The following is a 25,171-nucleotide window of genomic DNA, read 5'->3' as shown; positions in this document are numbered from 1 at the left end:
TCTGGCTGGAGGAGTTCGCCTGTGTCCAAGCCAACCCGAAAGAAAGTTCAAAGCCCATTCTCTAAGAATCTAAAAGCGATTCTTGAGGAGCGCGGGCTTTCTCAAAAGACAGCTGCCGACATTGCCGGAACTACCGCATCGACAATCAACGACTGGCTGGCTGGATCACAACCCGCAGACCTGCTTTGCGTTCAGAAATTGGCTCGCGCCCTAAAAACCGACTTTGAGTGGCTACTCACCGGCAATCAAAGCCAGATCAACCCAAAAGATATTTCAATGACTGAACTCTTTGAGGGCGAACCAGATCCAAGCTTCTCCGGCATCTTTGAGATTTCAGCCCGTCGACTCAAACGGAAGAATTAGGAGAAACCATGAGAGCAACTTTATTGATTATTGCAGTGTTTGCATCCGTTACCGTGACAGCCAAAGAGTCCAAAAAGAAGTATCTTGGACCAATTGAATCACCGCCCGGTGGGGCGAGAGCAGATCACGATCTTTGGAAGCAATGGGAAGGTATGGTTAAGCATCAGCACTTCCCACCGCTGCCGCACTCATCAAAGCTAGAGAAGAACGACGACAAGCTCGGCCCTCAAGTCACGCGCAAGCGATACATCATGCAAATTGCAACGGACATGGTGGATTTGAAAAATGAGATTTACGACGAGGGCTATTATTACTTTGCGTATACCGACAAAGAGCAAGGCAACCTGATGCTCGTCGTTCACCCAAAATACCGAAAGTGCTTTGATGACCTCCGCAAGAAGTTCGATTTCATGCAGGCCGTGGTTTATCAGGGGGGCGCTCTCGTAGGCCGAATTCAAGTTGTATTGGAGTATCCTCGGCAGTGTCTTGGGCAACTGAAAGATACTGGATCGAAACTGCGGGACGCAAATTAAGGGCGAATAATGCGGTCAACTCAGGACATAACCGGACACGACCGGACATTTTCAGGGGCCCCCCAATAATAGCGTGATTTAGCACATGCCGACCTTATCTAAGAGCGCCATAACTCATTGAATTTACATGAGTTCAGTTGGGCATATCAAAAAGCCAGATAGCGTGTGAAGAACGTGCCTAAAAACACCCGGGATCTCGCCCTATTCATGTCCGGTTTGATTTTAGGGAACTTGGGCGAGGGCAGCAGTTCAATCGTCGTATTCGCTCTCTCCTGCGAGCCAAAAGCACATCTCTAGTGTCTCCGATGCCTCATGAAGTGGTTCCCTTTGAACCGCTGAACCATTCCGTAAACGTTCGTTTTCAATAAACGCGGTGCCGTCCCTTCACATAACGGTGAAGATAGTAGATATGGGACAATACGTTTACGCGAGGGTAAGCACCTCAAACCAAGAAACCGACAATCAGGTCATCAATCTTCGCCGGATCTATCCCGACGCAATTTTTATTGAAGAGACCGCAGGCGGTGCTAAGGCGCGACCTGAACTTGAGAAATTGGTTCAGCAACTTCAACGTGGAGACGAACTTATCGTTTCAAGCCTTGATCGACTCGGCCGTAAAACAAGTGAAATTCTGACCTTGATTGAAAGTCTTGAAAAGCGTGGTGTGATCTTGAAGAGCCTGCGCGAAGGGCTGGATTATTCAACCATCAGCGGTCGGTTGGTAACTCAAATCCTTGTTTCAGTAAGCGAACTTGAACGGTCTCTTATCAGTCAGCGAACAAAAGCTGCTCTTGCCGCAAAAAGAGAAAAAGGGATCGTCGGTGGCAGACCAAGAATTCATAGCGAAATAAAAGTCCAAAAAGCCCGCGTTCTAAGGGCGGAAGGTAAATCACTTGCGGTGATCTCCAGAGAGACTGGTATATCGACTAGCCGTCTCCACCAATTACTGAAATAGCCCCCGGAGTGTCTTCTTTTAGGAGTCACTGAGACTGGATAGTCTCACTTTAGGCTGTCGGTAAAATTCTGTCCGGAGACCAAAAGGACATGGGGTTACGGACTAAACTTTTCGTTTAGCAAAGGGGACCTACTCGTACGATTTCTTTGATTCTCGCGAACCTGACGAGTCCACTTTTTATGCTCAAACTTATCTCGGACTTTGAATCCAAGCGATTGAAGATCTGACGCGAGATGGTTGACCAATTCAGTAGCCTTAGATTTTGAGCCAAGTAAGGTGATTAAAGAACCGTAAAGATTCTCAATCAGTTTTTCGTCCCGCTCGATTGTCTGTGCATAATGATTAATCGAGAATGAGAATTTTTCGAATGAGGTTTTTGCATCCAAGAACTGAAGATGAATTTCTTCCGGTAGTTGGGATGAATCCAGGCTATCCGACAATTTTTGAAAGCCGTTCTCAAGTTTTAGCGTTGGAGCTAAGACCTGATCTCGATCCTCTTTGGAACGCGAACCAAATGCCTTTTCAGGGTCATGTCGGCGCATCAAGTTTGAAAGTAAAATCAATTTTGCAATGAGGTCGTCGGGATCATACCCCAGGTCGTTGTTGATTCTTAGTTGAAGCCAGATACCGGTCATGCCTCGAACCAGGTCGTCCAAAAGGAAGTTGTCGGATTCGAGAGTGCCGAGTTTTTTCAGCGATTCCTGTTCAGCAACTTTTTTGATTGGGAGAAGTTGGCCGCGCGTTGTTGACATCATGTCGTCGCCAACCAGTTTCTGCACTTGAGATTCAAATCGGTCCTTGAAGTCCCTTATGTCGGATGAAGCGATAGCAGGGGGTGGAGAAATTCCCAAGAACTTCCCTAACTTCTCCAGCTCACGACTCTTGCTCACCTTGATATACATCGACAGCAATAAACAACACTTGCCGAAACTAGGCAACACGGAGGCTTACATAATGGAGAAACTAAAAGAAGCTAAACTGATGAACACCTCGGAAGCCGCGTCGTACTTGGGAGTTAAGGTATCTCGCCTTCGTACCGCCACGCGCCGACGTGAGCTGCCCTTTATGAAGGTCGGCCGGCTTGTTCGCTTCGAGAAGCAACATCTCGATGAGTGGATCGAAAGAAAGCATCACGCAGAGGTACACCATGCATAAGGCTGTGCTCTCAGACCTGGACAGGGATCAAGACGTAGTAACTTTTTTGACCAAAGAACCAAATGACCTTTTAGCGGAAGCTCAGATTCCGACCCTTCAGACGGTTCACGGCTTTATCAGTGAATACCGAAGGGTGGGTCGAGAGCTAAATGGAATCGTCGTAAAGAAGAAGATTAGTGAGCGTGATCTCGACGATTTTATCTTTGCTACAAGGGTGTCACGACAGCATGGATTCGCTCCTCACGAATACATTGAAGCAATCTCACTTTGGCATGAGCAAAAAGAGCCTGGCAAATTTGTTCCTCCCCACCAACTTCATTCCGAACACGCGCTTCAGGTGGCTATCAATACCGGACGGCGAGCCATCACTCCAGCAATCAAGGCGCAGAGACAGCTTCGTCTAAATTGCTACGTCAAGCCGGATGATGACGGTACTTACTACCGGTCTTATCAGAATCTCAAACAGGATGATTCTCCCGAAACATTCGATTTCGATCTCGAATACGTCTATCACAAACAGATTAACTTCAAGGGTGAAGCGGACACCTGGATACAAAAACTATATGAGGATTTTCAGACCCAAGCGGCGATGGCGGACTTATGAAAAATGATAAGAAGTCCGCGCCTTCACAGCCGCCAAAAGAACATCACGAGATAGAAGACCCAGTACCCAAACTTCTCCACATTTTCGTAAATCACGGGATCGGCGGATTGAAGTCACCGGCGCACAGGGTTTACGGAGCCATCTTGGAATCGTGGAACCTCGAGCTAGTGAATAGGCAGAAGCGATTCTGTTCCGTTGGGTGGGATGTCCTTTGTCTCAGAGCAAAAATGGATCGAAAGGCCCTCAAGCGTTGGGTTCGAAAATTGGCGGATGTTGGCTTGGTCAATCTTCAGTACATCATTCACCGAAAGCCCTTACGCGACGAAGGATACGACAACATTCCGCTTATCTTTTCAAAGTACGACGATGCTTCTGCGAAACTTGAAGAACTCAGAAAAGAGGGACGTGACGGCAGTCGCAATGTTGGTCCTTACATAACTTCTCCCAAGAAACTTCCTTCTCCAGAAAGTTACGGGCTCCACTTAGCAAATAACAAAGACAGGTACTACATGAGACGGATAGAGGGGCAGAACGTTCCCGGGACAGGGGTCAACATGGCTCACAAGGGGGGTCCAAATGGACCACTTCTGGGTGCAAGTGTGCTTGGGGGTGGCGGTCCAAGTGCCTCACTAAATGGAAGTAACTTAAATGAACCCGATCTCAATGATTCAAATCTCAAGGAGAACAATTCAAAAGGTACGGAGGGAATGAGTTTTATTACTACTAACGGAGAAGTAGTAGAACCAACCTCATCCCACCTGAAAATAATAAATTCCTTACCGCCGGACATTCAGCAGGTTGCCACAGAGTTTATGGCGGAGCACGTCCGTCGATTCGGCAACTTGCCCACATGCGAGGAGCTTCGGCCAATTTCGGACAGTGAAACTCAAAATAGTGTGCGCGGTCACATGACAGATTTACTTGCGGCAGGCGGTGAACTCGATGAATGGATGCAGGTTGAACACGACCGGCTACTAAAGCATAAAAACAAAAAGGGGTCCGACTTCAACCCCCCTCGCATCGAGTTCCTCGGCAATTCAGCTTCGTTCAGCAAATATATGGCGGTCCTCAAGAAACGCCTGCTTGAAAGCCAAACTCCGTTACTCGTCAAAGAGTTGGAAGACAGGGAGGTCATCGACCTACTCAACATCTCTCCCGATGCCGACCGTGCATTTGTTCGATCGCTATCGGTAATCAAGACTTACAGGGAGGCAGATGATCGAAGAGATTATAAATCAATTCGTCGGTTAATCGGTTTGGACAGAATTGATAGTCTCAAGCTGCGGCGGAACATCTTTGCTTATGCAGCATTGAAGTATCAGGTTCACGCCGACGCATTACCCGAATGGGTCTATGCCTCGGCAATGAAATTTGCGGATGAAATGTTCGACGAACTTCTTGAGGAGTCACTGCTTCCCAAACAAATGGCAGAGGCGGCTGACTACATCAAATGCAATTATCAGGAACAGTAATTTCGTTACCCCCTCAGTGGGGAGATAGATTCATCGCCCCGGTCCGACTTCTCGTCAAGGTTGGGATCGGAATGTCGTTTATTCTTGGTACAATGAACCCCACAGAAATCAATGGGTTCGAGAGCCGACAAGTCCGGTGTTCTAATGGAGCGACGTGGGATAAGATAGCCGCACCCGCAGCATTGGTGCGGCAATGCAGGCGCTGCCGTCAGCACTTTGAGCAATCTGCATTTGCAAGCAAAGGGCGTGATCGTCCGAGCGCATTCTGCAAAAGTTGCGACAACAAACGACGGCGAGCAGCCTACAACCCAAAGTTTGTCGCTCCCGACTGGGATCATGTGATTGTTCACTATGAAGTTGCAGCGGCGAGCGCGGAGCACACTGCTCCACTGCTTTGGGAGATGTTAATCGAACAACAGCTTTGGGTTGGCGCGAAAGCCAAAGAGGAAGAGACGCTTGATTCCCTGCTCAACCGGAGGAGTGCCATTGATGGAATCATAACGGAGGTTTGATATGAAAAAAGTCGGATTGATCGCCAGAGTGAGCACTGATGAGCAGGCACGAAATGAAGAGGGCTCGATTAAAAATCAACTCACCGCCTGTCGTCGTCATGTTGAAAAACTCAACAATGATCTCGGGCGATGGGGCAAAGTTGTGGATGAGTATGTGGACGAAGGTTACAGTGGCAAAGATTTGAACCGTCCCGCTCTTCGCCGACTACTTGTGGACATTAAAAAAGGTCTGATCGACACGGTCATAATGACCGAAATTTCAAGATTGAGTCGAAGCAAAAAAGACTGGCTTGATCTTCTTCAATTTTTTCAAGACCTGGGCGTTGAGTTCATCACGCTCCGACAGAAATTTGATCTTTCAACGGCAATGGGCCGAATGGTTCTGAGCTTAATGATCGAGTTCAGCCAACTTGAACGTGAGCAAATTGCAGAAAGAGTTACTGCCGGAGCTAAAGAGCGCCGTCGTCGCGGCCTATACACTGGCGGTCCAATTCCTTTCGGACTTGAAGCGACTGATCGCTCGGGTCACTTGGTCCGAAGTGAGTCCAAAGGTGTAATTGCAAATTCGATTGTCGATGTGTTGTTGAATGAAGGCGGCGGGCTCAAACAGACGTGCCGAATTATCAATGAGCGCGGGTGGCATCGAGAGGGCGACAAGCCTTGGAATTTTCAGGCGCTTGCACATTGGATTCATAATCCCCACATCGCGGGACACGTCGAGATGAATCCGAAGAACAAAGGTAAAGATCAATCAAAGCTCCAGGACAACGACCAGTATCAGCTGCTTGAAGCTGTGTGGGAGCCGGTTGTTGACCGCGACAAGTTGATGGAAGCTCGCAAACTGCTTCAAGAGAATTTCACTCGTCTCAAAGTTGCAACTTGGAAGGACCACGAATACGTGCTGACCAACCTTTTGGAATGTCATCACGGCAACAAGTTCACGGGTGGAAGTGGCAAAGGTCGGAGCGGTCAGAAATACGCGTATTACAAACACAGCAACGCCACGAAGTGTGACTGCGGAATCGGCAGAGTGCCGGCCTCAAAGATTGAGCAGCATATCTTGCGTGAGCTTGCGCGGTTTCTGAAATCTCCAAAGCTCATCGAAGAACTTTGCGATGAGGCCAATCGGCAAGCAGCGTCTACTCAACCAAACTATGACGATCTGATTCGTAACGAAAGGAAGCGCATGGACAACATCACTACCCAGCTCGACAAAATCACGGACGAGGTACTCAACTCTCAGTCAGCCGATGAAAAACAAATGTGGCGGGACAAAGCATTTCGACTACAGAACGAGCGAGCCAACATCGAAAAACAAATCGGACACCTTGAGAGCCTCAAGCGACACAAGCCTGAGCAAGTTTCGCATTCTGCGATCTTGAGTGCCTTGGACAAACTTGCTGGCGGTTTCAAAGGACTCCCCGTAGCCGCCCGGTTGCGAATCATCAAAGGTGTGTTGGCGAGCGTTCGGATCAATAAGGATTACTCGCTCACCCTGAGGGTGAAGAATCCGAACTTGTTAGATTTTAAGGAATGCGGACAATCGGTAATCAAGGGGGCGGTTGGTTTGCCCACTTTCAAAAATGGCTCAGGAGGAGGGATTCGAACCCCCGACCAAGCGGTTAACAGCCGCTTGCTCTACCACTGAGCTACTCCTGAACTCGAGAATCAGTGAACCCTAATAATTATATAAAAAACCGTCGCGAGGCAATAAAATCTCTTGGAAAGATTTTAACGCGAAGGGATGATCGCGGGAATCCAGTGTTGAATCGCGGCATTAAAAACCTCGATAGCTTTGGCTTCGTCGACCGGCTCGTCGGGGAGAAAGGTGACCAACCCATCGTTGTGTTTCATCACGGTGCGAACCACGTTGATCGGTTCGCCGGTTTCGGGATTGAGATAAAAGTGCCACTGCTCCACGATAAATAACATTCCCTCTTGATGGGTCCAAGTTTCGCTAGTGAGTGCCGATTGTCTTGGCGTGAAAAAGCCAAATTCGTTGGTGGTGCCGAGGACACTGACGTAATTGGCCACGCGAGAGACCGTGATGTCTTCAGGGACCACATGGGAAAACGATCGAACTTCGCCAATGCGCAATTCCATTTTGTTACCGTCAGCAATAATTTTTTGAACGAGTTCGGTCCATTGACCCTGAGTGATGGCTTGTGCCAATGAACTCATGAAAAGAAACGAAAGAACCAAGAATGCTTTCATAAAAACCCCTTTTTAATGAATGACCCTGGGAAAAGATGTAGCACAAAGGAGTTCAGTCCCGCGATGCAATAGCGGCGTACGGAAAATTTTATAGGAAGTTAAACTCGGCGCTCCAAGCTACAGAGCTTGGAGGTGAGTTTTATAAAAGCTTTGCTGGTTCGGGTTGGGATCGAGAGAAATACACTCTTGAAACGCCTGTTCCGCCATAACAAAAAGATGGTTCTTTTTGTACGCCATGGCGAGACTTACCCAGGCTTTGAGGAAGGACGGGCGCAGCTCTACCGCCTTTTCCAAGTGTTGGATGGCCTCTTGAGTGCTACCGGTTTTCCATAAGAGATGATTCCCTAAAAGGAATAAAGCGAAAGCATTTTTAGGATCTTTCTTAAGGAGTTCTCCTAGTTTTTCTTCGCAGCTGGCATAGAGCCCATCGCGAAGCTCATCGTGAAGCGCAAACAAATTTTGAAGTTCTGTTGCCGAAGACGCTTGAGGGTCCAAGATGAGAGCTTGTGACAACTGGCTTTCGGCCGTGTAGCCAAAACCATGAAATTCAATCAGAGCTTTAGCGTGGAGAACGAAGAGCTCTGGCGTATTTAAAAGGTCGGAATTGTTTTCGATCACACAATCGATCAAGTGCAAAACTTCGGCGGTCTGATTCTGCAAATACAAAGCTTCGATCTGTGACAAAAGATGATCTGGATTTTTGTGATTTTTGACAAACAGAGATGTCGTGCTCCCTTGTCTGTCCTCAGTGCTATTGAATAATTGACGAGCGCCTCTACTCGAACCACGTCGCGAGCTCATATATTCTCCCCCATACTTTTTCCCCGGTGCCTCCCTGAGGCAGAAGACCATTTTTAACGGTTTTCATAAGGAAATAAAGTCTAATTTCTTTATACAAAACATAAGAACATGATGGCCAAAGGAGTCATTTTCCGGTAGAAGATGCGTAGCGTTTTTATATTTGCTAGGAAATTGAACTAATTAGAATTGTATGTGGGCTTTTCCGAGGCCAATAAGCTGTGTCTTTCTGTTCGGATTGTGTAGAAAAGCATGTATTTTTTATACTCGTTGAAGGTGGGGCCCGCTGCAATTAATGCGTAGAAAACGCGACGTAAATGGTAGGAGCCGAGATGACCACATTCGAAATCATTCTCATCGCATCAGGATGGCTAGTTGCAGTGGTGATCTTGTTCTTTATGTATCGCCAAAAAGTCCGACAAATCGAAGCCGAAACTCAACGTCAAGCCGCTCTCTCCACAAACGCCGAGCTCGCACAAAAATTAAATTCTCTCGAATCGCAGAACAAAGAACTTCAACAAAAGTATTTTGAGGCCGAAGGTAAGAACCGCAACGCTCAAGAAGTCACTCAACAGATGAAGGATGCGTTTCAAGCTTTGTCTCATCAAACGCTCGAAGGGCAAACGCGACAGTTTATAGAGTTTGCCCAACAGACTTTAAGTAAACACACGGAGCTCGCTAAGGCGGATCTCGATAAACGTCACTCTTTGTTTGATGGGACATTAGCTCCGCTCAAAGCCACCTTGGACTCTTTGCAAAAGCAAACGAGTGAGATGGAAAAAGAGCGGCTTCGCTCTTATCAAGCGGTGGAAGAGGAATTGCGCCGAGTGGTTGAGGGGAGCGCACAACTCACTCAAGAAACTCGTTCCCTTAAAAATGCTCTTAAAAAGCCACATGTGCGCGGGCGTTGGGGCGAAGTGCAATTAAGAAACTGTGTGGAGCTGGCCGGAATGTCAGAGTACGCCGATGTCAACTTTCAAGATCAGAGCACAGTAGATGGGCAGATTCTGATTCCTGATATGACGGTGAAAATGCCCGGCGGTCGTATTGTGGTCGTCGACGCAAAAACGCCGATCGACGGCTTTTTAGCCGCGCTCGAAGCCACCACGGAAGAGCAAAAAAACTACGAGATGGGTCGTCACGGTCAGCAAGTGAAAGATCACATCAAAAAACTTTCTTTGCGTAAATATAATGAGTTCCTCAAAGAGTCGGCCGACTTTACCGTCATGTTTCTGCCCAACGAGTCTTTCCTTTATGCCGCTTTAGAAACGCAGCCCGATCTGGTGGAATACGCTCTTGAGAAGAAAATTCTCATCGCCACGCCTCCAACGTTTGTGGGACTTTTAAAAGTCATTCGTTTTGGCTGGAACGAAGAGCGTCTCGCGAAAAACGCCGAAAAAATTTCGGATGCAGGGAAAGAGCTCCATAAGCGTATCGTGGAGTTTGTGGAAAACTTTGTGAATATCGGTAAAAGTATTTCGAAAGCCAGCGATCAGTACGATAAAGGTTTACGGCAATTGAACTCAAAAATCATTGTGCAAGCCAAGCGTATGGAAAAACTCGGGGCTAAAAGTGTGAAAGATCTCCCCGAATTGTTAGACGCTGCCAGTGAGGCTCCTGATGAAGAGGGCCAAGAAACACCTCAACTCTCGGAAGTCTCGACGGCGCCCGAGCCGACGGATAACGACTCCGAAACCGAGGCGGAAATCTAGGATTTGATAGTGATGACTTCTGAACAACTTCGCCAACATTTAAAAGCGAACCCTTTTATCCTTGCCCCTATGGCGGGGATTACGGATCAACCGTTTCGCACTGTCATGCGCCGAATGAAGTCGGGTGTTGTGATTAGCGAATTGGTTTCGGCCAATGGACTCAAATATGGTGGCGATAAAACTTTTAAACTGATGAGCTATAATCATTCGGAACGCCCGGTAGGAATTCAGCTCTTTGGAGAGACTCCCGAAGTCTTGGCGGAAGCGGCCAAGCGCGTGCAAGATCACGGAGCGGACTTTGTCGATCTTAACTTTGGATGCCCGGTGAAAAAAGTCGTTTCTAAAGGCGCAGGAGCCGCACTTTTAAAAGATCTGATTCAGATGCGCACCGTGATTCGTACTGCAAAGTCCGCAATTACAATACCTCTCACCATTAAAATTCGAACCGGTTGGGATCAGACCCAGCGGAACGCCATGGACGTTCTTCATTTGGCGAATGACGAAGGAGTCACGTGGGTGGCCATTCATGGTCGTACGCGCAGCCAGGGATATTCAGGCCTCTCCGATTGGGACTATATTAGCGAACTGGCGCAGAAAGCTCCTCTGCCACTCATTGGAAATGGAGACATTCTCACGGCTCGCCAAGCGGTCGAACGCTTAAAGCAGAGCCAATGTGCCGGGGTGATGATTGGCCGAGGATGTCTTAAAGACCCGTGGATTTTTTGGGATGCGCTCAATTTGTGGAATGGTGTGGGAGAAATCCCAAGAAAAGACCATGTTCAGTTTTTTAAAGAGCTTTACGAGGAGCTCGTGGCCTATGGTGAGGAACGCTATATTTTAATTCAGTTAAGAAAGTTTGGAATGTGGTACTCCGCGGGTTTTCCAGACTCTTCTCAGTTCCGAAAAGAGCTATTTTCTACTCGCACAGCAGAGGAAACTTATGCTAGTATCCTCGCTTATTATTCTAAAATTGATTTAAACGTCAAACTAGACACAAGCCATGAGGAATTTCTCATGGGAGGACATGGTTAATTTATATGAACGACTTGCAGCGACCCCCCGAAAAAATCAGAAATATTGCGATTATTGCTCACGTGGATCACGGGAAAACGACCTTAGTGGATCACCTCCTTCGTCAAAGCGGAATGTACCGCGATAACGAAAAGCTCGACGAGCGAGTGATGGATTCCATGGATCTCGAAAAAGAGCGCGGGATCACTATCGCTGCCAAGAACGCTTGCGTGTTCTACAAAGACTACAAAATTAATATCGTCGATACTCCCGGGCACAGTGATTTCGGTGGAGAAGTTGAGCGTGTTCTCAACATGGTGGACGGAGCAATTCTTCTTGTGGATGCTTCCGAAGGTCCACTTCCTCAGACCCGTTTCGTTTTACAAAAAGCGATGGCTCAGGGAATTAAAGTTTTCGTATGTATGAATAAAATCGATCGTAAAGATGCTCGTATTCAAGAAGTACGAAACGAGATCTTTGATCTTTTTATCGATCTTGATGCTCCGGAAGAGCAAGCGGACTTCGACTGCATCTACGCCATCGCGCGTGAGGGTATGGCGACCGAAGATCCCGAAGTCATTCCTGAGAACAAATCTCTCGAACTTCTCTATAAGTGGATTATCGAAAAGTTACCTCCCCCCAAAGCGAAGGTGGATGGACCACTTCAAATCATGATTTCCAACATTGGCTATAACGCCTTCGTGGGTCGTTTAGGAATTGGTCGTGTTCGCCAAGGTAAAGTTCGCGTGGGCGAGGAAATTTTGATCGCCCAAGAGAACGGGAATAAAAAAATTCGCGTTACTGCTTTATTTGTGTACGACGGGATGAAGCAATCAGCAGTGGATGAAGTCTCCGCTGGCGATATCGCTGTCGTTGCCGGATTTGAGGATTTTAACATTGGCGACACCTTAACGTCTGTCGCAGAACCGTCTCCGCTTCCTCGTCTAAAAGTGGATGAGCCGACCGTGGAAATTACGATTTCTGTGAACGATGGGCCCTTTGCAGGTAAGGAAGGGAAGCATGTGACGTCTCGTAAGATCCTCGAGCGTCTTGAAAAAGAACTTCTCACCAACGTGGCGATTCGCATGATGCCCACGGATCGTCCCGAAGTTTGGCGTTTATTGGGTCGCGGAGAATTGCAGCTCGCGGTTCTTGCCGAACAAATGCGTCGTGAAGGCTTCGAATTCATTCTTGGAAAGCCTCAAGTTCTCTTTAAGAAAGATGAGAATGGAAACGTTCTCGAGCCGATGGAAAAAGTATTTATCGATACTCCTGATCAATACACAGGAATTATTTCGGAAAAACTGGGACCTCGTAAAGGTGTGATGATGAATATGAGCCCGATTTTGGGGAACCGTATGCGTCTGGAATTCTTGATCCCATCTCGTGGTCTTATTGGATACCGTTCCGAATTCCTCACGGACACAAAAGGGATGGGTTTGCTCAACCGTGAATTCGCTGGTTTTGAACCCTTTAAAGGCGAAATTGCACATCGTTTGAACGGCGCTTTGGTTTCTGATCGCATGGGCAAAACCACTCCTTACGCCATCTTCCACCTTGAAGATCGCGGTCGCTTCTTTATCAATGCGGGAATGGAAGTGTACGAAGGAATGATCGTCGGTGAGCATGCTAAGGAAAACAACCTTGTGATCAACTGTGTTCGCGAAAAGAAATTATCTAACGTTCGTTCATCAGGCGCAGACGAAGCGATTCGCTTAACGCCAGTGAAGCTTCCAACCATCGAAGAAGCGATGGAATGGATCCGCGACGGCGAGATGATCGAGATCACTCCGCTGAACGTGCGTATGAGAATGAAAAATCTAAATTCAAAACAGTAGTGAGGTTTTAATGACAGCTCTCTTCAATAAAATTTTAATTTTTGCGGGAGGGTTGTTATGGGTGAGTGGAGCTTTGGCGAATATTCGACCTGTCTATCCGCTGCCAAACACATTAGTTGAAATCTCTAAACAAGACGCCAAGGACAATAAGCTTCCTCCGCTCAATATTAAAGTGGATTACGGGGAAGCTCCTGTCACTGCCTCAAAATTTGCGAGCTCGTCGACCTACCTCAAACTGACGGGCGCTGAAACCACAATTTACAACATGGGTATGACGATTGATGCGACGACAAAGTCGGTCGAGACAGATTCGGAATTCCGCGACTACGTGAAGAGTACTTTTGTGGACGCTCGGGATTTGGAGCTGGGTGAATTAGAAACTGCGGACTTTAAGGGTAAGTCTCGTAAGATGATCGCCATTGAGCAGGGTGACACATCAACGCGAAAAACAACCTGCGTGATCCTCTACGCTCCCCAGTTTCAGCCCAATCATAGCCTTATCGTTACGTTTTCTGTAGCCAAGCAAGATCAACGGACCTGTTCGGCGGTTTTTGCCGGCGGTGCTTTTAATCCGATTATTAACTCTTTACTGATTACTCAATAGGATCGTCGCTCATTTCGTTTTCATCCGGAGCGGGCGGCTCTTGAGATTCATTTTCCTGGAAGTAAATGTCTGAAAAATTTCCGGTCTCTACGTCTTCGGGGAACTCGGGCATTGGCGTCCAAAGACCATTTTCGATCCGAGCCGACTCGTAATCAAACTCAGGCTCACTCAAGTTCCCTTGAAGTTTAAGGAGATGCAGGATTTTTTGGGATCGCTTCTTATTAAATGAACTGAGCTCTTTTTTGCTACGATAGGCACGGGAGTATTTCACCGGGCTGGGCAGGAGAGAAACTAAGTACGCACTCTCGGCGGCGCTCAGTTGAGACGGTGCCTTTTGAAAGTAATAATTCGAGGCTCTTTTAATCCCATAAATTTTTTCACCAAATTCTACGACATTTAAATACTTTTCGATAATTTGGGGTTTAGTGAGAACTTTTTCGATCTTACCCGCCACGTAGAATTCTTTAATTTTGCGGGTGAGAGTTCGATCTTTACTAAGATACAAATTTTTTGCCAGCTGTTGAGTTAAAGTAGATCCGCCGCGAACCCATCGACCAGCATCGAAGCTTTTTTGTAAACTGTCTTCGATCTCATCCCAATCGAAGCCTTTATGAAAGAAAAAGCTAGAGTCTTCGGAGGCGATCAATGCGCTGACAAGATGTTTAGGAAGTTGATTGTACTTCACATAATTTGGTCCACTAGGACAGAGTTCTACCTGGTACATGGATGTCGTAAAACAGGAATTAATATTTTCGACCGAGGGAAGATTGGCGTAAGCCACCGCCGCGGTAATTCCTAGTGATATCAGCCCTAAGAGTAAGATGAAACCGAGGGTTCTAAAAATCTTTTTTAACAGAGATGTTTTTGAGGGATTCTCAGTTGAGATAGCCATGGGTCTTCATCCATTGTACGCTTTCGTTAATTGCTGTTTGAGCTGGCGTTACATTTAAGCCGAGTTCTTTTTGTGCCTTTTGGGAAGAAAACCAATGGTACAGGGTAGAGGTCCAAGCGGTCTCTTTGCTCAAGGGTCCTTTCAGTCCAAAATTCTCGAGAACATCCCCGACGACTCCTAAAAGTTTAATCGCCGCCTTGGGAAGTCGATATTTGGGAGGCTCTACTCCAGCCGCGTTGGCAATCATGGTAAAAACATCTTTCAGCAAAAGGTTTTCGCCGGCAACGATATATCGCTCACCGGGTCGGCCGCGCAGGGGCACTTGCTCTAAGCAGTACAGCACATCATCGATATGAACCACGTTCACCCCACCCGGAGTGTAGAAGGGGAATTTCCCTTTGGCGACTTTCCGTTGAACGCTACGACTTCCTTTGGTGGCATCACCGGCCCCATAAACCGTCGATGGGTTGAGAATAAAAACATTCAGTTTGTTATGTGTAAATGCGGTTTTTACGATCTGCTCGGCCTTATGTTTCGTCTCGAAATAACCAAGATTGAGCTGGGCAATATTGTAGGGAGATTCCTCGTCTAGGACAGTCTTATCAAAGCTGGCTCCAATCGCCACAACGGAGCTCATGTAGATCACCTCAGGAGTTTTGTGGGTCACGCAGGCATCCATGACTTTTTGGGTACCTCCCACGTTGACCTTTTCCATCTCACTGCGCTCGGAGGCCTTATACGCGATTTTGCCGGCCAAATGATAAACTCGCTCTTGCCCTTCTATGGCATTAAGAAGGCTTAAAGAGTCGGTCACGTCTCCCATGCAGGAGCGAACGGGGCCGTTAAAAGTGTTGGGGGGGAGAGGGCGACGGGTGAGGACGCTCACCTGATGTCCTTGAGCCAGCAGACGGTTGACTAAATGTTGACCGATAAAACCTGTGGCTCCAGTGACAAGGACTCGCATTTAGATTACATAACAAGCCGCTCACCAGATAGCAAGCGGCGTAAAGTAAGCCGAGAGCTTACATGGCAAGCTGCTGCTTACACCACTCGATAAGTTTAGCTAAGTTGTCGATTCCTAGGACTTTTGTAAGTTCATCGACTTTCAGTTTCGCTAAAGTCTCGTCTTTAAGCTCTAATTCGCTCACGCGGGAGAGGATATCTATGGCGCTTTTTACTTTATCGAGGTCGACTTTAGACTCTGTCGCTTTCGCAGCATCTTCGACCACCATTTTTAAAACGTTCACCATCATTGTTTGAGACGCTTCAACAAGTTGTCTTCCAGAATTACTAATTTGGCTTCCTTCGGCTTCTACTGAAGTTTTGATCACAGATAATTCAGCAAGATTTAAAGAGCGCTCAACGATATCGCGGATTTCTGCTTTTTCTTGAATTGTTTTTTTATTGGCATCGAGAACTTTCGCAAGAGTCTTCATAGGCTCGATGAGGCCGGACTTCTCTAGTTTTTCGGCAAGTTTCTCGTTGATGCCTAAACCTTTAAGGGTGGAACGTAAGCCTCTTCCCGCTTCAACCACGCGAGGATTTGTTTCTGGACGATCGTTACGGCCAGGAGCTGCATTTGCAGTCATGTTTATTGCCAAGATGGATAATGCGAGTACTAGTATTTTCATAGGATCTCCTAAAAAGTTCTATTCCTTATCTATTGATTATCTTTATCGAATTTATAAAGTTCATTTAAATAAATGTAGTTGTAATAATAGCCATTCACTTCTTCAAGAAGGTTCATTAAGTGTGAAATTATTAGTAGTCCGGTATAAATTTTATATTCCTCGTCGGTAAAGGCAGAAACCTTCTCCGGAGTCGCCTCTAAGTACTTTGCTTTGTCGGCGGCATTGTTAAAACGCTCGAAACGCTTACCAAGCCAAATTGCACTGAGAACATTGATTTTTTCTCGGAGAGCCACAGATCGTTCAGTCATATGAGTTCTGGCTTGTCCAAATACGGATGTGGTTAGGTTGGCTGATAGATTCCTTAACGAGATATCACCTTTGCTCGTGAGTTCGTTCAGAGCCGACTCGATTTGGGTGTCAACCTTTGAAGAGTCGAAATCCATCTTGAGTAAACGTGTGTGCTGCGCAAACTCGAGTTCGATTCCTTTGATGGTCTCGAGGACGAGCTCGTTTTCCTGTCGTTGAGCTGTGGGCTGACTCATAAAGATCAGTTTCGCACCTTCCAGAACAACTTGCATTTCGCCAATCAGAGATTGATTGAGGGGGACCGTCCATCGACTGGACAGATAATGCAATGGATTCCAGCTGTGAGTGATGTTGGTCATCTTCCTAAACCACTCTGCAGGTTGATTAAACGGCCAAGATTTTTTAAGCAGTTCAGAGGCGGGAGAGGTGTCCACCTTTGTCATTAAATTTTCGCGGATCATTCGTTGATACGCTTTAATAAAATTTCCGTAGAATTGAATCACTTCTTTATCAACGTGAGTTTTCCACCAGGCGTTGACCTGATCTTGATGAGAGCCAACAGCCAATGGGATTTGAGGGTCTGCTAAAAGCATGAGCGGATCCACATAGTAGCCGGTGGTCGTCGGCAAAAAGCGAAGAATGCGGAACACCGGTGAGTTGTCCTTGTCGTCGATATAGTACGGGAACGGAATGGCGTAAGTTCCATAGGTCGAACAGGCTTGTGTGAGAGCAGGATCTGCTTGAGCTAATATATTAGGGAAGCGGAGTTCACTGCCCGAACCCGAAAGTATATTAGTATTCGTGGCGGTCACTTTTTTGTCGGTTCCGCAAATCATTTGCGAAAGAATTCGCCGCGCGACTTGATTTTGATTCATCGATTCAAGTGTGGCGGTATTCATTAGGAGATCTGCCACTTCGCTATGACCGATTCGGTTGGTCAAATCTTGAGGCATTTGTAGCGTTAGCATAAGAACGCGCTTCGTGAGAGGATGATAAGAGTAAGTCGGTATACGGGTAATGTGGCCGTAGGTTTTTGCGGCGTGATCCCTCAGATCCTTGAGAATATCTACCATTTCCACTTCGTTTTCACGATTGTAAGTAATGCTCTGGTCTAAATCCCGAAACTTTTTATTAAGATTAAACTTTTCAGAACGCGCTAAGATTTGATTGAGTTTGATATCAGTGGGCATGACTGGAATTGCCGCCTGCCAAGCGCGATTTAAAATGTAAAGTAAAAATGGATTGGAAACTTGCGGAGATTTACCGTCCTTCAGCAGTTTTTCTCGACTTGCAAACGACTTGTGAAGGATATCTTTTCCGATGATGTAAGATTGAATATGGGCTTGCCATTTGGCCCGGTAATTGGTGGCATAAGTTTCGAGATCGCTGATGACGACTTTCTGACGATACCGATTTCCATGTTTTAAAAGTTGAGCGAGTGCCATGGCCAGGGGTTGTTCGCGTTCGCAGCGCTCCACCATTTCCAAAGGAAAGTCCCCCATGGCATTGTACCCAATAGCCTCGCCGATATCTTTAGGCACCAGCTGGCAATTTTGTTGAGTGCGGGCACGAGTGAGCCCATTATTTTTGATGTAGGCCGCAGACTTCATGTAATTCGCTATGGCTGTACGGATATTCCCCTTATCCCAAGCGTGATAAGACCATCGAAATGAGGGAGCTCTAAAGACATGCTCCCAAGCGAGGAAAAGCACCATGTGCCCCATGGGATGACTGATAACAACCACACTTCCCCAGCGCGCTCCGATTCTCACTAGATTCGGCAATATTTTTAGACTTTTGATATCTGTGCTTCTTAAGGCTGCACCGAGTCCTTCAGTTCTAATTTTTTGATCGAGTCCTTGGGACACGAACAATGTGGTGAAGCGGTCTACGGATCTTTGCGTGGCTGTGGCGACGATCGCAGATCCAATCAATGCCGGTAAGCCTGCAGCGAAATCATTCCAAAAACGATCAGCGCTGGCAAAGTGTTCGATCATGTCTTTGCAATGCTGAGAGTCTGGCAACTCCCCACGCGACAAAGAGCCCAAACACTTTCCTGCCGTGGGAAGGTTCGCAATGTGCGAAATCACTTGAGACGCTGCGGAACCAAAAGCCATTCCGATATAACCGACAAGAGGTCTTAAAGTTCGCATGTGCGAAGGCGTAAGGCGTTGTTGTCCTGCGAGAGTATAAAAAGAAACTAAGGCGTTATTTAAATATTTTGAACTGATTCGATTGGCGACGACGAATCCAAAGAATCCGACGATTCCGGCAGGATCGGTGAGTGTTTTTATCAAATTATCAACACAAACGGGATCGGAAGCCTCAAGCCCCGCTAAACCCGAGCCAAAACAAGCCGTCATCTGAATAATGACTTGAGCCCCGGAGAACTGAATAAGATCCGCTGGAAATATTCGAACGGCATTTTTTAAAATAGTTCGGAGATTATCATTCTGGATATATACAGCCCGGATGTCTTCGGCCGTTGCGGTTTCTAAAAGAACTGGCCGATGAGAGCCTGTTTCTTTGTCGGGAATCATTAGATAGTTTTTTCCGTCGGAAATCTTTCGCATCACTCCAGGTGAGGATGTGGGCACAAACTCTAGTCCTGCCGCGGTGATAGGAATGTCGATAGAGCCTTGTGTTTCTGGTGTTCCCAGTTTTTCGGGGCCTTGTCCAAAATCAAATTCGAGCTGTTGAGGTTCACCGATGGGATTACTTTGAGCGTGCGAAAAATTAATAGCCAACAATGAAAATAATAGGCACACAAGCACGCTCAAATAGAAGGATCTGCATTTCAACATCATACGCGGGAAATACTGCAGAAAAGGTACCAATGCTTTTGGGTCATTGGCGGAGACTCAGGATGACACACAAGGTTTATCAGCTGTCTAAACTTTAGACGGCTATTTTCCTCGAATTAAACGGAGATAGGGAATGAGCGCTGGCACTCCGCTTGCTCATACCGAAGATAGAGAATCTTTTTGGGGGAATACTATGAAGCTCTTTTTTTATATTTTAACCAGCCTAGCAATAATGGTGGCGTTTCAGAATTGCGGAGAAAAGGGCTTTTCGGCGAACGGAGCGAGCGGTCTACCTTCCGATGACATTGGCCTTGATGTAGATCTTGGAGATCCTTCGGATGACCCGCTCAATTGTCCTCGGTTTGATGTGGTTTTTAAATCGGTTCATTCATCGAATCCAACTTTAAATTATGTCTTTAAATTTAATGGCGAAGTGACTCACACAAGTACGCAAGGTGTAACGACCGTTCAATTTTTACAGGATGCTTCGGGCAAACGTCTCACACAATGCTCGGGAAGCTATAACAACAGCTCAATTCTTGCTTCGATGAAGCCACTAAAAGTTGTGGAAGAATTAACGGCGAACGTCGCGATTAATCATACGGCCACATGTTCGTCGCAAGCTCGTACGACTTATATCACTATCGTTGATGGGGCGACCGGAGAACTTCTTTATGACGAAAACCAACTCCGTTCTGAGTTGGGCTGTCAATTTGAATATACTTCGACCGGCGACGCCCTCTACAATCAATTGAAAAGCTTAGCGGATGGCGTTGTGAACGCTATGGCTGCGAGCTGTAATAAATAAAGCTGTAATTTCTAAGACCGCCGTCACGACGTTCTTTATTCTTGTCGCGACGGTAGGACCAATACCGATCATCGGTCATCGTATTTCTCTCTAATAATTTGACCTGTTCTGGGCGTATTCCAAAACGAAAAAGTTGCCACAAAGTCATTAAATACAAATTGATGTGATATTTATCGTTCTTCTTGTGGATCAGTAAAGATTCTTGATATTTGGTCGTCAATTGAAACTCTTCGAACAAATTGGAGAAGTCTGTTTGCATTTGGAAAATTGAATTAGGTATGGAGTTCGATGAAAGAAGCGAGCGAGCGACATCTTCTTGAACTTCGAAACTTTGCATTAAAATATGGGGACCTACAAAAACATAGATCCCACTGGGATTCCACGACAATCGACGTAGGGTTTTAAGCGTGACTTCTTGTTCCACTCCTCGCCAACCCGCGTGAATGGCCGCAAAAGCGCCGGTGGTTGAATCCAACATAAGAATGGGTTGGCAATCGGCCGTTTTAATGATCAGCAGATGATCTTTCTCTTGCGACCAATGAGCGTCGGCGACCGAAATCTGCGACGGTGAGGCGTACACGAGCTGATCGCCATGAACTTGTTTGAGTGAGCAAATTTGTTTTCCGGTGATTTTTTGAATCTGGCTCAAATCAAGATCGCGATGGCCAAAACCAATGCGGAAGTCACCACAGGAGTACATCTCCGCGAGATGCGAAAATTCATTAGGAATCATAGGATTGTCTCATCCCGTTGGAAATGACAGAGATCAAAGAGAGCGGTGAGATCTTTGGGCCAAGGGCATTTAAACTCTAAGCGCTGATTCTTAACGGGTTGAGTGAAGCCTAATTCTTTGGCGTGAAGAGCGAATCGCGGCATTGAAAGAATTAGTTTCTTGAGCTCTTGCGAGGCGAGATTATTGGCCCGCTTTTTTCCGTTGTAGGTGTCGTCTCCAACGATCGGATGACCAATGTGAGACATATGTACGCGAATTTGATGAGTGCGACCCGTCTCTAACTTCAGTTGTACAAAAGCAAAGTGAGGTGCCTGTTGTAAAACTCTGTAGTGAGTGATGGCATGTTTCCCCAAGGATTCCTCGGTGGCCATAAATTTTTTGCGATCGCTATCACTCCGAACGATATTTGTGCGAATAGTTCCTTCCGCCTCTTTAAGATTTCCAAAGACAATGGCAAGATAAACCCGGTGTACCGTTTTTTTGATAAATTGCCGAGCGAGGCTGTTGTGTGTCTTCTCGGTTTTGGCCAAGACTAAAAGTCCGCTGGTGTCCTTATCGATGCGATGGACAAGTCCCGGGCGAAAAGCTTCTGACCCCGTTGAGAGTTTCTTTTGGTAAGCCATGAGTGCGTTGATCAAGGTGTCGTTGTAGTGCCCATGTGAAGGGTGAACGACAAGACCTGCAGGTTTGTTGACCACAATCACTTCGTCATCTTCGTAAACAATATCGAGAGGAAAATCATAAGGCTCAAGCGAAAGCTCCTGAATCTCTGGAAGTTCGACTTCGATTTGATCTCCCACCTTCAGAAGATGGGAGGGTTTTATCTTTTGTGCATTGAGAGTCACTTTATTGTCGACAAAGATTTTACGAAGTTGGGACCTCGTCGCCAATTGAGTACTTGCCAGCGCGATATCCGCACGTTGACCAGCTAGGTTTTCATCAATCTTAATTAGAAATTTTTTACTCTCGGCCATTGGCAAAGAGTTTCATAAACGATGATACAACTTTGTCAACATCGAGATCGAGAAGTTTGCAATATTGGCAAATATATCCTCGAGTGAAAACCGGCACAGGAAGTGCGGCATAGTTATTTGATTCAATCGCGTACAAATACTTTTGATTAATGCATGTTTTTTTACTGAAATCTTCGATAGAGATTTTTTTATATTTTCGAATCTTTCCTAGGAAAATTCCATCGAAGAAATCTTGCGACGAAATGACGATTTCAAAGTTTTCGTCGATGTCATAAGTGCTGAGGGGAGTAGATCCTTTCCCCTCGCGATCGATCTCTTCAGTTTTTTCTAAGACGGCTTCCACCAGCGCCTCTTTTGCACTTTCGGCTTCGGTTTTAAGTTCCGGAGCGGGGTCTTCGATTTCGATAGGTTCGGGTGGCGGGAAGGCCTCCTGGAATTTTGCATCGTAGATTTCACGCATCACTTGGTTGCCGATCGTCGCGTAAGCTTCTTCGATCATAAAGGTGAGTTGCTGAACTTCCTCGAGAGTAAAATTGGCGAAGATCTCCGGGTTTTTGAGCGAATAGGTCTTTTTAACCTTCTGATAAGACTGATAAATCTCGTGTTGTGAAGCCTTCGGGCTCACTTCGAGAATTTCGTAGAAGTTGATGATTGGTTCGCTTGTTGTTGTACCCACTCTTTAATCATAGGGCAAAAAGTACAGGGCAGGAACCTTGGAGATAGATGCGGAGCAGCAGAGATGAGATCGCGTCAGCTCTGCTGACTCAGATGATTCTGTAAGATCGATGTGTTGAGAAACTTGATAACTATTCGGAGTGAGAGTGAAGGATCTTTGGAGTTATTTGGGTTTGGGGGCCGCTTGTTTTGCAATGAGGACTTCTTCGGCGGCGGAAGCTCTGAGATAGAGAGGGAGAAGGTCTTTCCAGGTTTGTGTTGGAAATTGATCGAGGTTGTTGAGGAGATATTCGCTCATGTTTTTTGCGGAGGGGTGGTCGGCGATCTCCTGATTTCTACTCAGCTTCGATTTTGTTTCTTCGGAAAAGTAAGGAGCGTAGTGAAGATAACCATCACCTAGACAAAGGTACTGTGGGGCGGTCAGGTGTTTTTCTAGATCTGAGAGAGAGACCAGTGTGGGTTCTTGAGTGAGGACTAAGCGATTCTGTTTCCATTCGTAGGTGGCACAGAAGACGGAGTTTTTTTGCGCATCGATGATTACGGCGATGGGGAGTGAGTTGTCATGATCCAGGCTATTGATCGCGATATTAAAACAGTCATCCGGCGCAATGATAGGTAAGTTCCTGATATATGCGAGACTTTTGATAACGCTCAGACCGACACGGATACCCGTAAAACTCCCTGGACCTTTCCCGCAAATGAGGAGGTCGAGGTCGTTAAGAGAATGATGATTAAAAAAAAATGCTTCTAAGGCGGGTGTTGCTAGTTCACTGTGGGAAAGATTTTTCTCCTGATCTTTTTCCCACTCCGTCCCGCGCAAAAGTTTTTTGTTTTCGAAAAGAGCCAACGAGCCTTTGGTACTGCTAGTGTTGATAGCCAGCGAAAGCACTTACGAGGCTCCGAATAATCGAGACACATCGTTAAATAACGAGAACGCCAAAAGGGACAGCAGCAACAGTGCTCCAATTTGCTGGGCGACCTCGAGCTTCTTTAAACTTAACGGAGCCCCTTTGATGGCTTCGATCGAGAAGACCAGGATGTGTCCCCCATCTAGAACAGGAATCGGAAGCAAATTAAGAATAAATAAGTTGAGAGAAATGATCGCCATAATTCTTAAAAACGCATCGAGTCCCATTTCCCAACTCTTCTGGGCCATTTGACCGATTGAAATAAAGCCACCTAAATTTTTTGGTGAAACTTTATTTTGAGCTAACAAAACAAAACTCATGATCGTCGCATGAGTCCACTGCCACGTTTTTTTAGCTCCCCAACCCAAAGCGCCACCCAACGAGTCTGCGTGCCATGTCGCATATTCAACGTAAGGTGATTTTAGAGGAACAATTCCCATGGCAAAACGTTTTTCTGGTAAACCGATGTCGGATTTGATTTCCGTCATCTTAGGGCGAAGAGAAAAAGACTTTGTTTCACCATTACGAACGATTTCGACACTGAGTTCTGGATCCGTCTCCTTGTAGGAACTCACCACTTTGACGATGTCGTTGAAGTACTGAATTGGAGTGCCGTTAATTCTCACGATCCGATCATTAACTTGGATGCCAATAGTTTTTGCGGGAGAATCCTCGGAGACATTTCCGATAAAAGTTTCTGGAGGCAAGAAGCCGAGCTTCTTCGGAGAATCTGGAAACGGAATTTTGGCCAAGTCCCAAGTGATTGTGACGGGTTCAGGCTTTGTGTCCGGTTTGGTTCCGTAGCGTTCAATTTTAAATACTATTTCTTTATCCGAACTCTCATTGAGCAGAACGTCTTCGACGTTTCTGAACGTATTCACTTCGAAATTGTTTATTGTAACTATACGATCGCCAGTTTGAAATCCCAATTGACCGAAGATTGAAGCCGGGTCCGAAACTGCGATCAAAGAAGAATTAGAGATGAACTCAAACCCTTCAATGTCGCCCACTGTGTCACCTAATCTAAATGGGTTTTTGCTCTCGGTAGCAGTAGGTGTAGCCGTAACGGTGACCGGCTCGTCGGAGTTTTCTCTTTGGACTTTAAACGTTAGTGGCTTTGCATTACTGCCTTCGATGAAATTGTCGACATCTTCCCAGCGACCAATCGGTTGGTCGTTGATGGTTAAAATTTTATCTCCAGAACGAAAACCTGCAGAGTGAGCGGCGGTGTTTTCGGAGATATCCCCCAGCTGGGGAGCTATAACTCGCTCGCCGGTGAGACCAATGATGACGAAGAGTAAAAAGGCGAGTCCCAAATTCATGATGGGACCAGCAAGAGCGATCAGAATTTTCTGATAGATGGGTTTGTGGAGAAAGGAGCGCTTTTGCATTTCCGGGGCGACTTCTTTCCCGAGTTCGTCCCCAAACATTTTGACGTATCCACCAAAAGGGATCGCCGAGATACAATATGTGGTTTCTCCACGAACATATTTCCAAATTTTAGGACCGAATCCGAGGCTAAAGGTCTCTACCTTCACATTAAAATATTTCGCCACGAGAAAATGTCCGAGTTCGTGGATAAAAATCAACACGCCCAAAAGTACAATCATCGGAACGATAAAAGAGATAATCATTTGCGGATAATAAAGGAGTTGTGTCATAGACCTCT

The 25,171-nt window shown here is 46.4% G+C and carries 25 protein-coding genes, 1 tRNA gene and 1 pseudogene; 13 read left to right on the top strand and 14 right to left on the bottom strand.

Annotated elements, in window-relative coordinates; genetic code table 11:
- Positions 1-21: 21 nt before the first annotated feature.
- The 3 genes from K2Q26_02745 to K2Q26_02735 all read left to right on the top strand — a co-directional run bounded on the left by K2Q26_02745 (position 22) and on the right by K2Q26_02735 (position 1,851).
- A complete protein-coding gene (locus tag K2Q26_02745; GenBank protein MBY0314408.1) occupies positions 22-363 on the top strand; it encodes a helix-turn-helix transcriptional regulator in 342 nt (113 codons plus the stop codon).
- Between the two features lie 8 nt (positions 364-371).
- The gene (locus tag K2Q26_02740; GenBank protein MBY0314407.1) at positions 372-896 is read left to right on the top strand and encodes a hypothetical protein; all 525 of its coding nucleotides are present in this window, start codon (positions 372-374) and stop codon (positions 894-896) included.
- Positions 897-1,305: 409 nt separating this feature from the next.
- Positions 1,306-1,851, top strand: coding sequence for a recombinase family protein (locus K2Q26_02735; GenBank protein MBY0314406.1), 546 nt, complete (start codon positions 1,306-1,308; stop codon positions 1,849-1,851).
- A gap of 95 nt (positions 1,852-1,946) precedes the next feature.
- Here the strand turns inward: K2Q26_02735 and K2Q26_02730 are convergent, their stop codons facing one another.
- Positions 1,947-2,606 (bottom strand): hypothetical protein, encoded by a 660-nt coding sequence (locus K2Q26_02730; protein ID MBY0314405.1) that lies wholly within the window; start codon positions 2,604-2,606, stop codon positions 1,947-1,949.
- 55 nt (positions 2,607-2,661) lie between these two features.
- On the opposite strand from K2Q26_02730, the gene K2Q26_02725 reads away from it, so the two are divergent.
- The 5 genes and pseudogenes from K2Q26_02725 (at position 2,662) to K2Q26_02705 (ending at position 6,066) form a co-directional block, all read left to right on the top strand.
- Positions 2,662-3,006, top strand: a complete 345-nt coding sequence (locus K2Q26_02725) for a helix-turn-helix domain-containing protein (protein MBY0314404.1) — start codon at positions 2,662-2,664, stop codon at positions 3,004-3,006.
- A 46-nt stretch (positions 3,007-3,052) separates the two neighbouring features.
- Positions 3,053-3,610 carry a hypothetical protein gene (locus tag K2Q26_02720; GenBank protein MBY0314403.1) on the top strand — a complete coding sequence of 186 codons (558 nt, stop codon included), beginning with the start codon at positions 3,053-3,055 and terminating at the stop codon, positions 3,608-3,610.
- On the top strand, positions 3,607-5,082 hold the full coding sequence (locus K2Q26_02715) for a hypothetical protein (protein MBY0314402.1): 1,476 nt from the start codon (positions 3,607-3,609) through the stop codon (positions 5,080-5,082). The genes K2Q26_02720 and K2Q26_02715 overlap by 4 nt, the downstream gene beginning before the upstream one ends.
- Before the next feature lie 71 nt (positions 5,083-5,153).
- A complete protein-coding gene (locus K2Q26_02710) occupies positions 5,154-5,594 on the top strand; it encodes a hypothetical protein (GenBank protein MBY0314401.1) in 441 nt (146 codons plus the stop codon).
- A gap of 1 nt (position 5,595) precedes the next feature.
- Positions 5,596-6,066, top strand: a pseudogene (locus K2Q26_02705) (recombinase family protein).
- Here K2Q26_02705 and K2Q26_02700 read toward each other — a convergent pair.
- The 4 genes from K2Q26_02700 to K2Q26_02685 form a co-directional block, all read right to left on the bottom strand.
- Positions 6,067-6,345, bottom strand: a complete 279-nt coding sequence (locus K2Q26_02700; protein MBY0314400.1) for a hypothetical protein — start codon at positions 6,343-6,345, stop codon at positions 6,067-6,069.
- An 833-nt stretch (positions 6,346-7,178) separates the two neighbouring features.
- A tRNA-Asn gene (locus K2Q26_02695) sits at positions 7,179-7,253 on the bottom strand.
- A gap of 72 nt (positions 7,254-7,325) precedes the next feature.
- Entirely contained in the window at positions 7,326-7,808 is a 483-nt protein-coding gene (locus K2Q26_02690) for a hypothetical protein (protein MBY0314399.1), read from the bottom strand.
- Positions 7,809-7,925: 117 nt separating this feature from the next.
- A complete protein-coding gene (locus K2Q26_02685; GenBank protein ID MBY0314398.1) occupies positions 7,926-8,609 on the bottom strand; it encodes a hypothetical protein in 684 nt (227 codons plus the stop codon).
- A 329-nt stretch (positions 8,610-8,938) separates the two neighbouring features.
- Between K2Q26_02685 and rmuC the strand changes: the two genes are divergently transcribed.
- The 4 genes from rmuC to K2Q26_02665 are packed head-to-tail and all read left to right on the top strand — an operon-like array spanning position 8,939 to position 13,771.
- On the top strand, positions 8,939-10,318 hold the full coding sequence (gene rmuC / locus K2Q26_02680; protein ID MBY0314397.1) for a DNA recombination protein RmuC: 1,380 nt from the start codon (positions 8,939-8,941) through the stop codon (positions 10,316-10,318).
- Between the two features lie 12 nt (positions 10,319-10,330).
- Positions 10,331-11,350 carry a tRNA dihydrouridine synthase DusB gene (dusB, locus tag K2Q26_02675; GenBank protein MBY0314396.1) on the top strand — a complete coding sequence of 340 codons (1,020 nt, stop codon included), beginning with the start codon at positions 10,331-10,333 and terminating at the stop codon, positions 11,348-11,350.
- 14 nt (positions 11,351-11,364) lie between these two features.
- Positions 11,365-13,167 (top strand): translational GTPase TypA, encoded by a 1,803-nt coding sequence (typA, locus tag K2Q26_02670; GenBank protein MBY0314395.1) that lies wholly within the window; start codon positions 11,365-11,367, stop codon positions 13,165-13,167.
- Between the two features lie 10 nt (positions 13,168-13,177).
- Positions 13,178-13,771 carry a hypothetical protein gene (locus K2Q26_02665; GenBank protein MBY0314394.1) on the top strand — a complete coding sequence of 198 codons (594 nt, stop codon included), beginning with the start codon at positions 13,178-13,180 and terminating at the stop codon, positions 13,769-13,771.
- Here K2Q26_02665 and K2Q26_02660 read toward each other — a convergent pair.
- From K2Q26_02660 to K2Q26_02645, 4 genes are read right to left on the bottom strand one after another with little or no spacing between them, the layout of a single operon-like run.
- Positions 13,761-14,663 (bottom strand): transglycosylase domain-containing protein, encoded by a 903-nt coding sequence (locus K2Q26_02660; protein ID MBY0314393.1) that lies wholly within the window; start codon positions 14,661-14,663, stop codon positions 13,761-13,763. The genes K2Q26_02665 and K2Q26_02660 overlap by 11 nt on opposite strands.
- Positions 14,647-15,627: an NAD-dependent epimerase/dehydratase family protein gene (locus K2Q26_02655; GenBank protein ID MBY0314392.1), complete on the bottom strand. Its 981-nt coding sequence runs from the start codon at positions 15,625-15,627 to the stop codon at positions 14,647-14,649. The genes K2Q26_02660 and K2Q26_02655 overlap by 17 nt, the downstream gene beginning before the upstream one ends.
- Before the next feature lie 58 nt (positions 15,628-15,685).
- Positions 15,686-16,294: a hypothetical protein gene (locus K2Q26_02650; protein MBY0314391.1), complete on the bottom strand. Its 609-nt coding sequence runs from the start codon at positions 16,292-16,294 to the stop codon at positions 15,686-15,688.
- Positions 16,295-16,323: 29 nt separating this feature from the next.
- Entirely contained in the window at positions 16,324-19,368 is a 3,045-nt protein-coding gene (locus tag K2Q26_02645; protein MBY0314390.1) for a hypothetical protein, read from the bottom strand.
- 229 nt (positions 19,369-19,597) lie between these two features.
- Between K2Q26_02645 and K2Q26_02640 the strand changes: the two genes are divergently transcribed.
- A complete protein-coding gene (locus K2Q26_02640) occupies positions 19,598-20,212 on the top strand; it encodes a hypothetical protein (GenBank protein ID MBY0314389.1) in 615 nt (204 codons plus the stop codon).
- On the opposite strand, the gene K2Q26_02635 is transcribed toward K2Q26_02640, so the two are convergent.
- The 5 genes from K2Q26_02635 to rseP form a co-directional block, all read right to left on the bottom strand.
- Complete coding sequence (locus K2Q26_02635) at positions 20,187-20,945, bottom strand: polyphenol oxidase family protein (GenBank protein ID MBY0314388.1); 759 nt, start codon at positions 20,943-20,945, stop codon at positions 20,187-20,189. The two genes, K2Q26_02640 and K2Q26_02635, sit on opposite strands and share 26 nt — an antisense overlap.
- Positions 20,942-21,919 (bottom strand): RluA family pseudouridine synthase, encoded by a 978-nt coding sequence (locus K2Q26_02630; GenBank protein MBY0314387.1) that lies wholly within the window; start codon positions 21,917-21,919, stop codon positions 20,942-20,944. The genes K2Q26_02635 and K2Q26_02630 overlap by 4 nt, the downstream gene beginning before the upstream one ends.
- Positions 21,906-22,595 (bottom strand): helix-turn-helix domain-containing protein, encoded by a 690-nt coding sequence (locus K2Q26_02625; protein ID MBY0314386.1) that lies wholly within the window; start codon positions 22,593-22,595, stop codon positions 21,906-21,908. The genes K2Q26_02630 and K2Q26_02625 overlap by 14 nt, the downstream gene beginning before the upstream one ends.
- A 162-nt stretch (positions 22,596-22,757) precedes the next feature.
- Positions 22,758-23,483: a tRNA (adenosine(37)-N6)-threonylcarbamoyltransferase complex dimerization subunit type 1 TsaB gene (tsaB, locus tag K2Q26_02620; protein MBY0314385.1), complete on the bottom strand. Its 726-nt coding sequence runs from the start codon at positions 23,481-23,483 to the stop codon at positions 22,758-22,760.
- On the bottom strand, positions 23,484-25,163 hold the full coding sequence (gene rseP, locus K2Q26_02615; GenBank protein ID MBY0314384.1) for an RIP metalloprotease RseP: 1,680 nt from the start codon (positions 25,161-25,163) through the stop codon (positions 23,484-23,486). It lies immediately after the preceding gene.
- Between the last annotated feature and the right edge of the window lie 8 nt (positions 25,164-25,171).

The sequence above is a fragment of the Bdellovibrionales bacterium genome (assembly GCA_019750295.1).
In the GTDB taxonomy this organism is placed as follows: Bacteria; Bdellovibrionota; Bdellovibrionia; order Bdellovibrionales; family JAGQZY01; genus JAIEOS01.
This window is presented reverse-complemented; position numbering and strand designations above follow the sequence as displayed.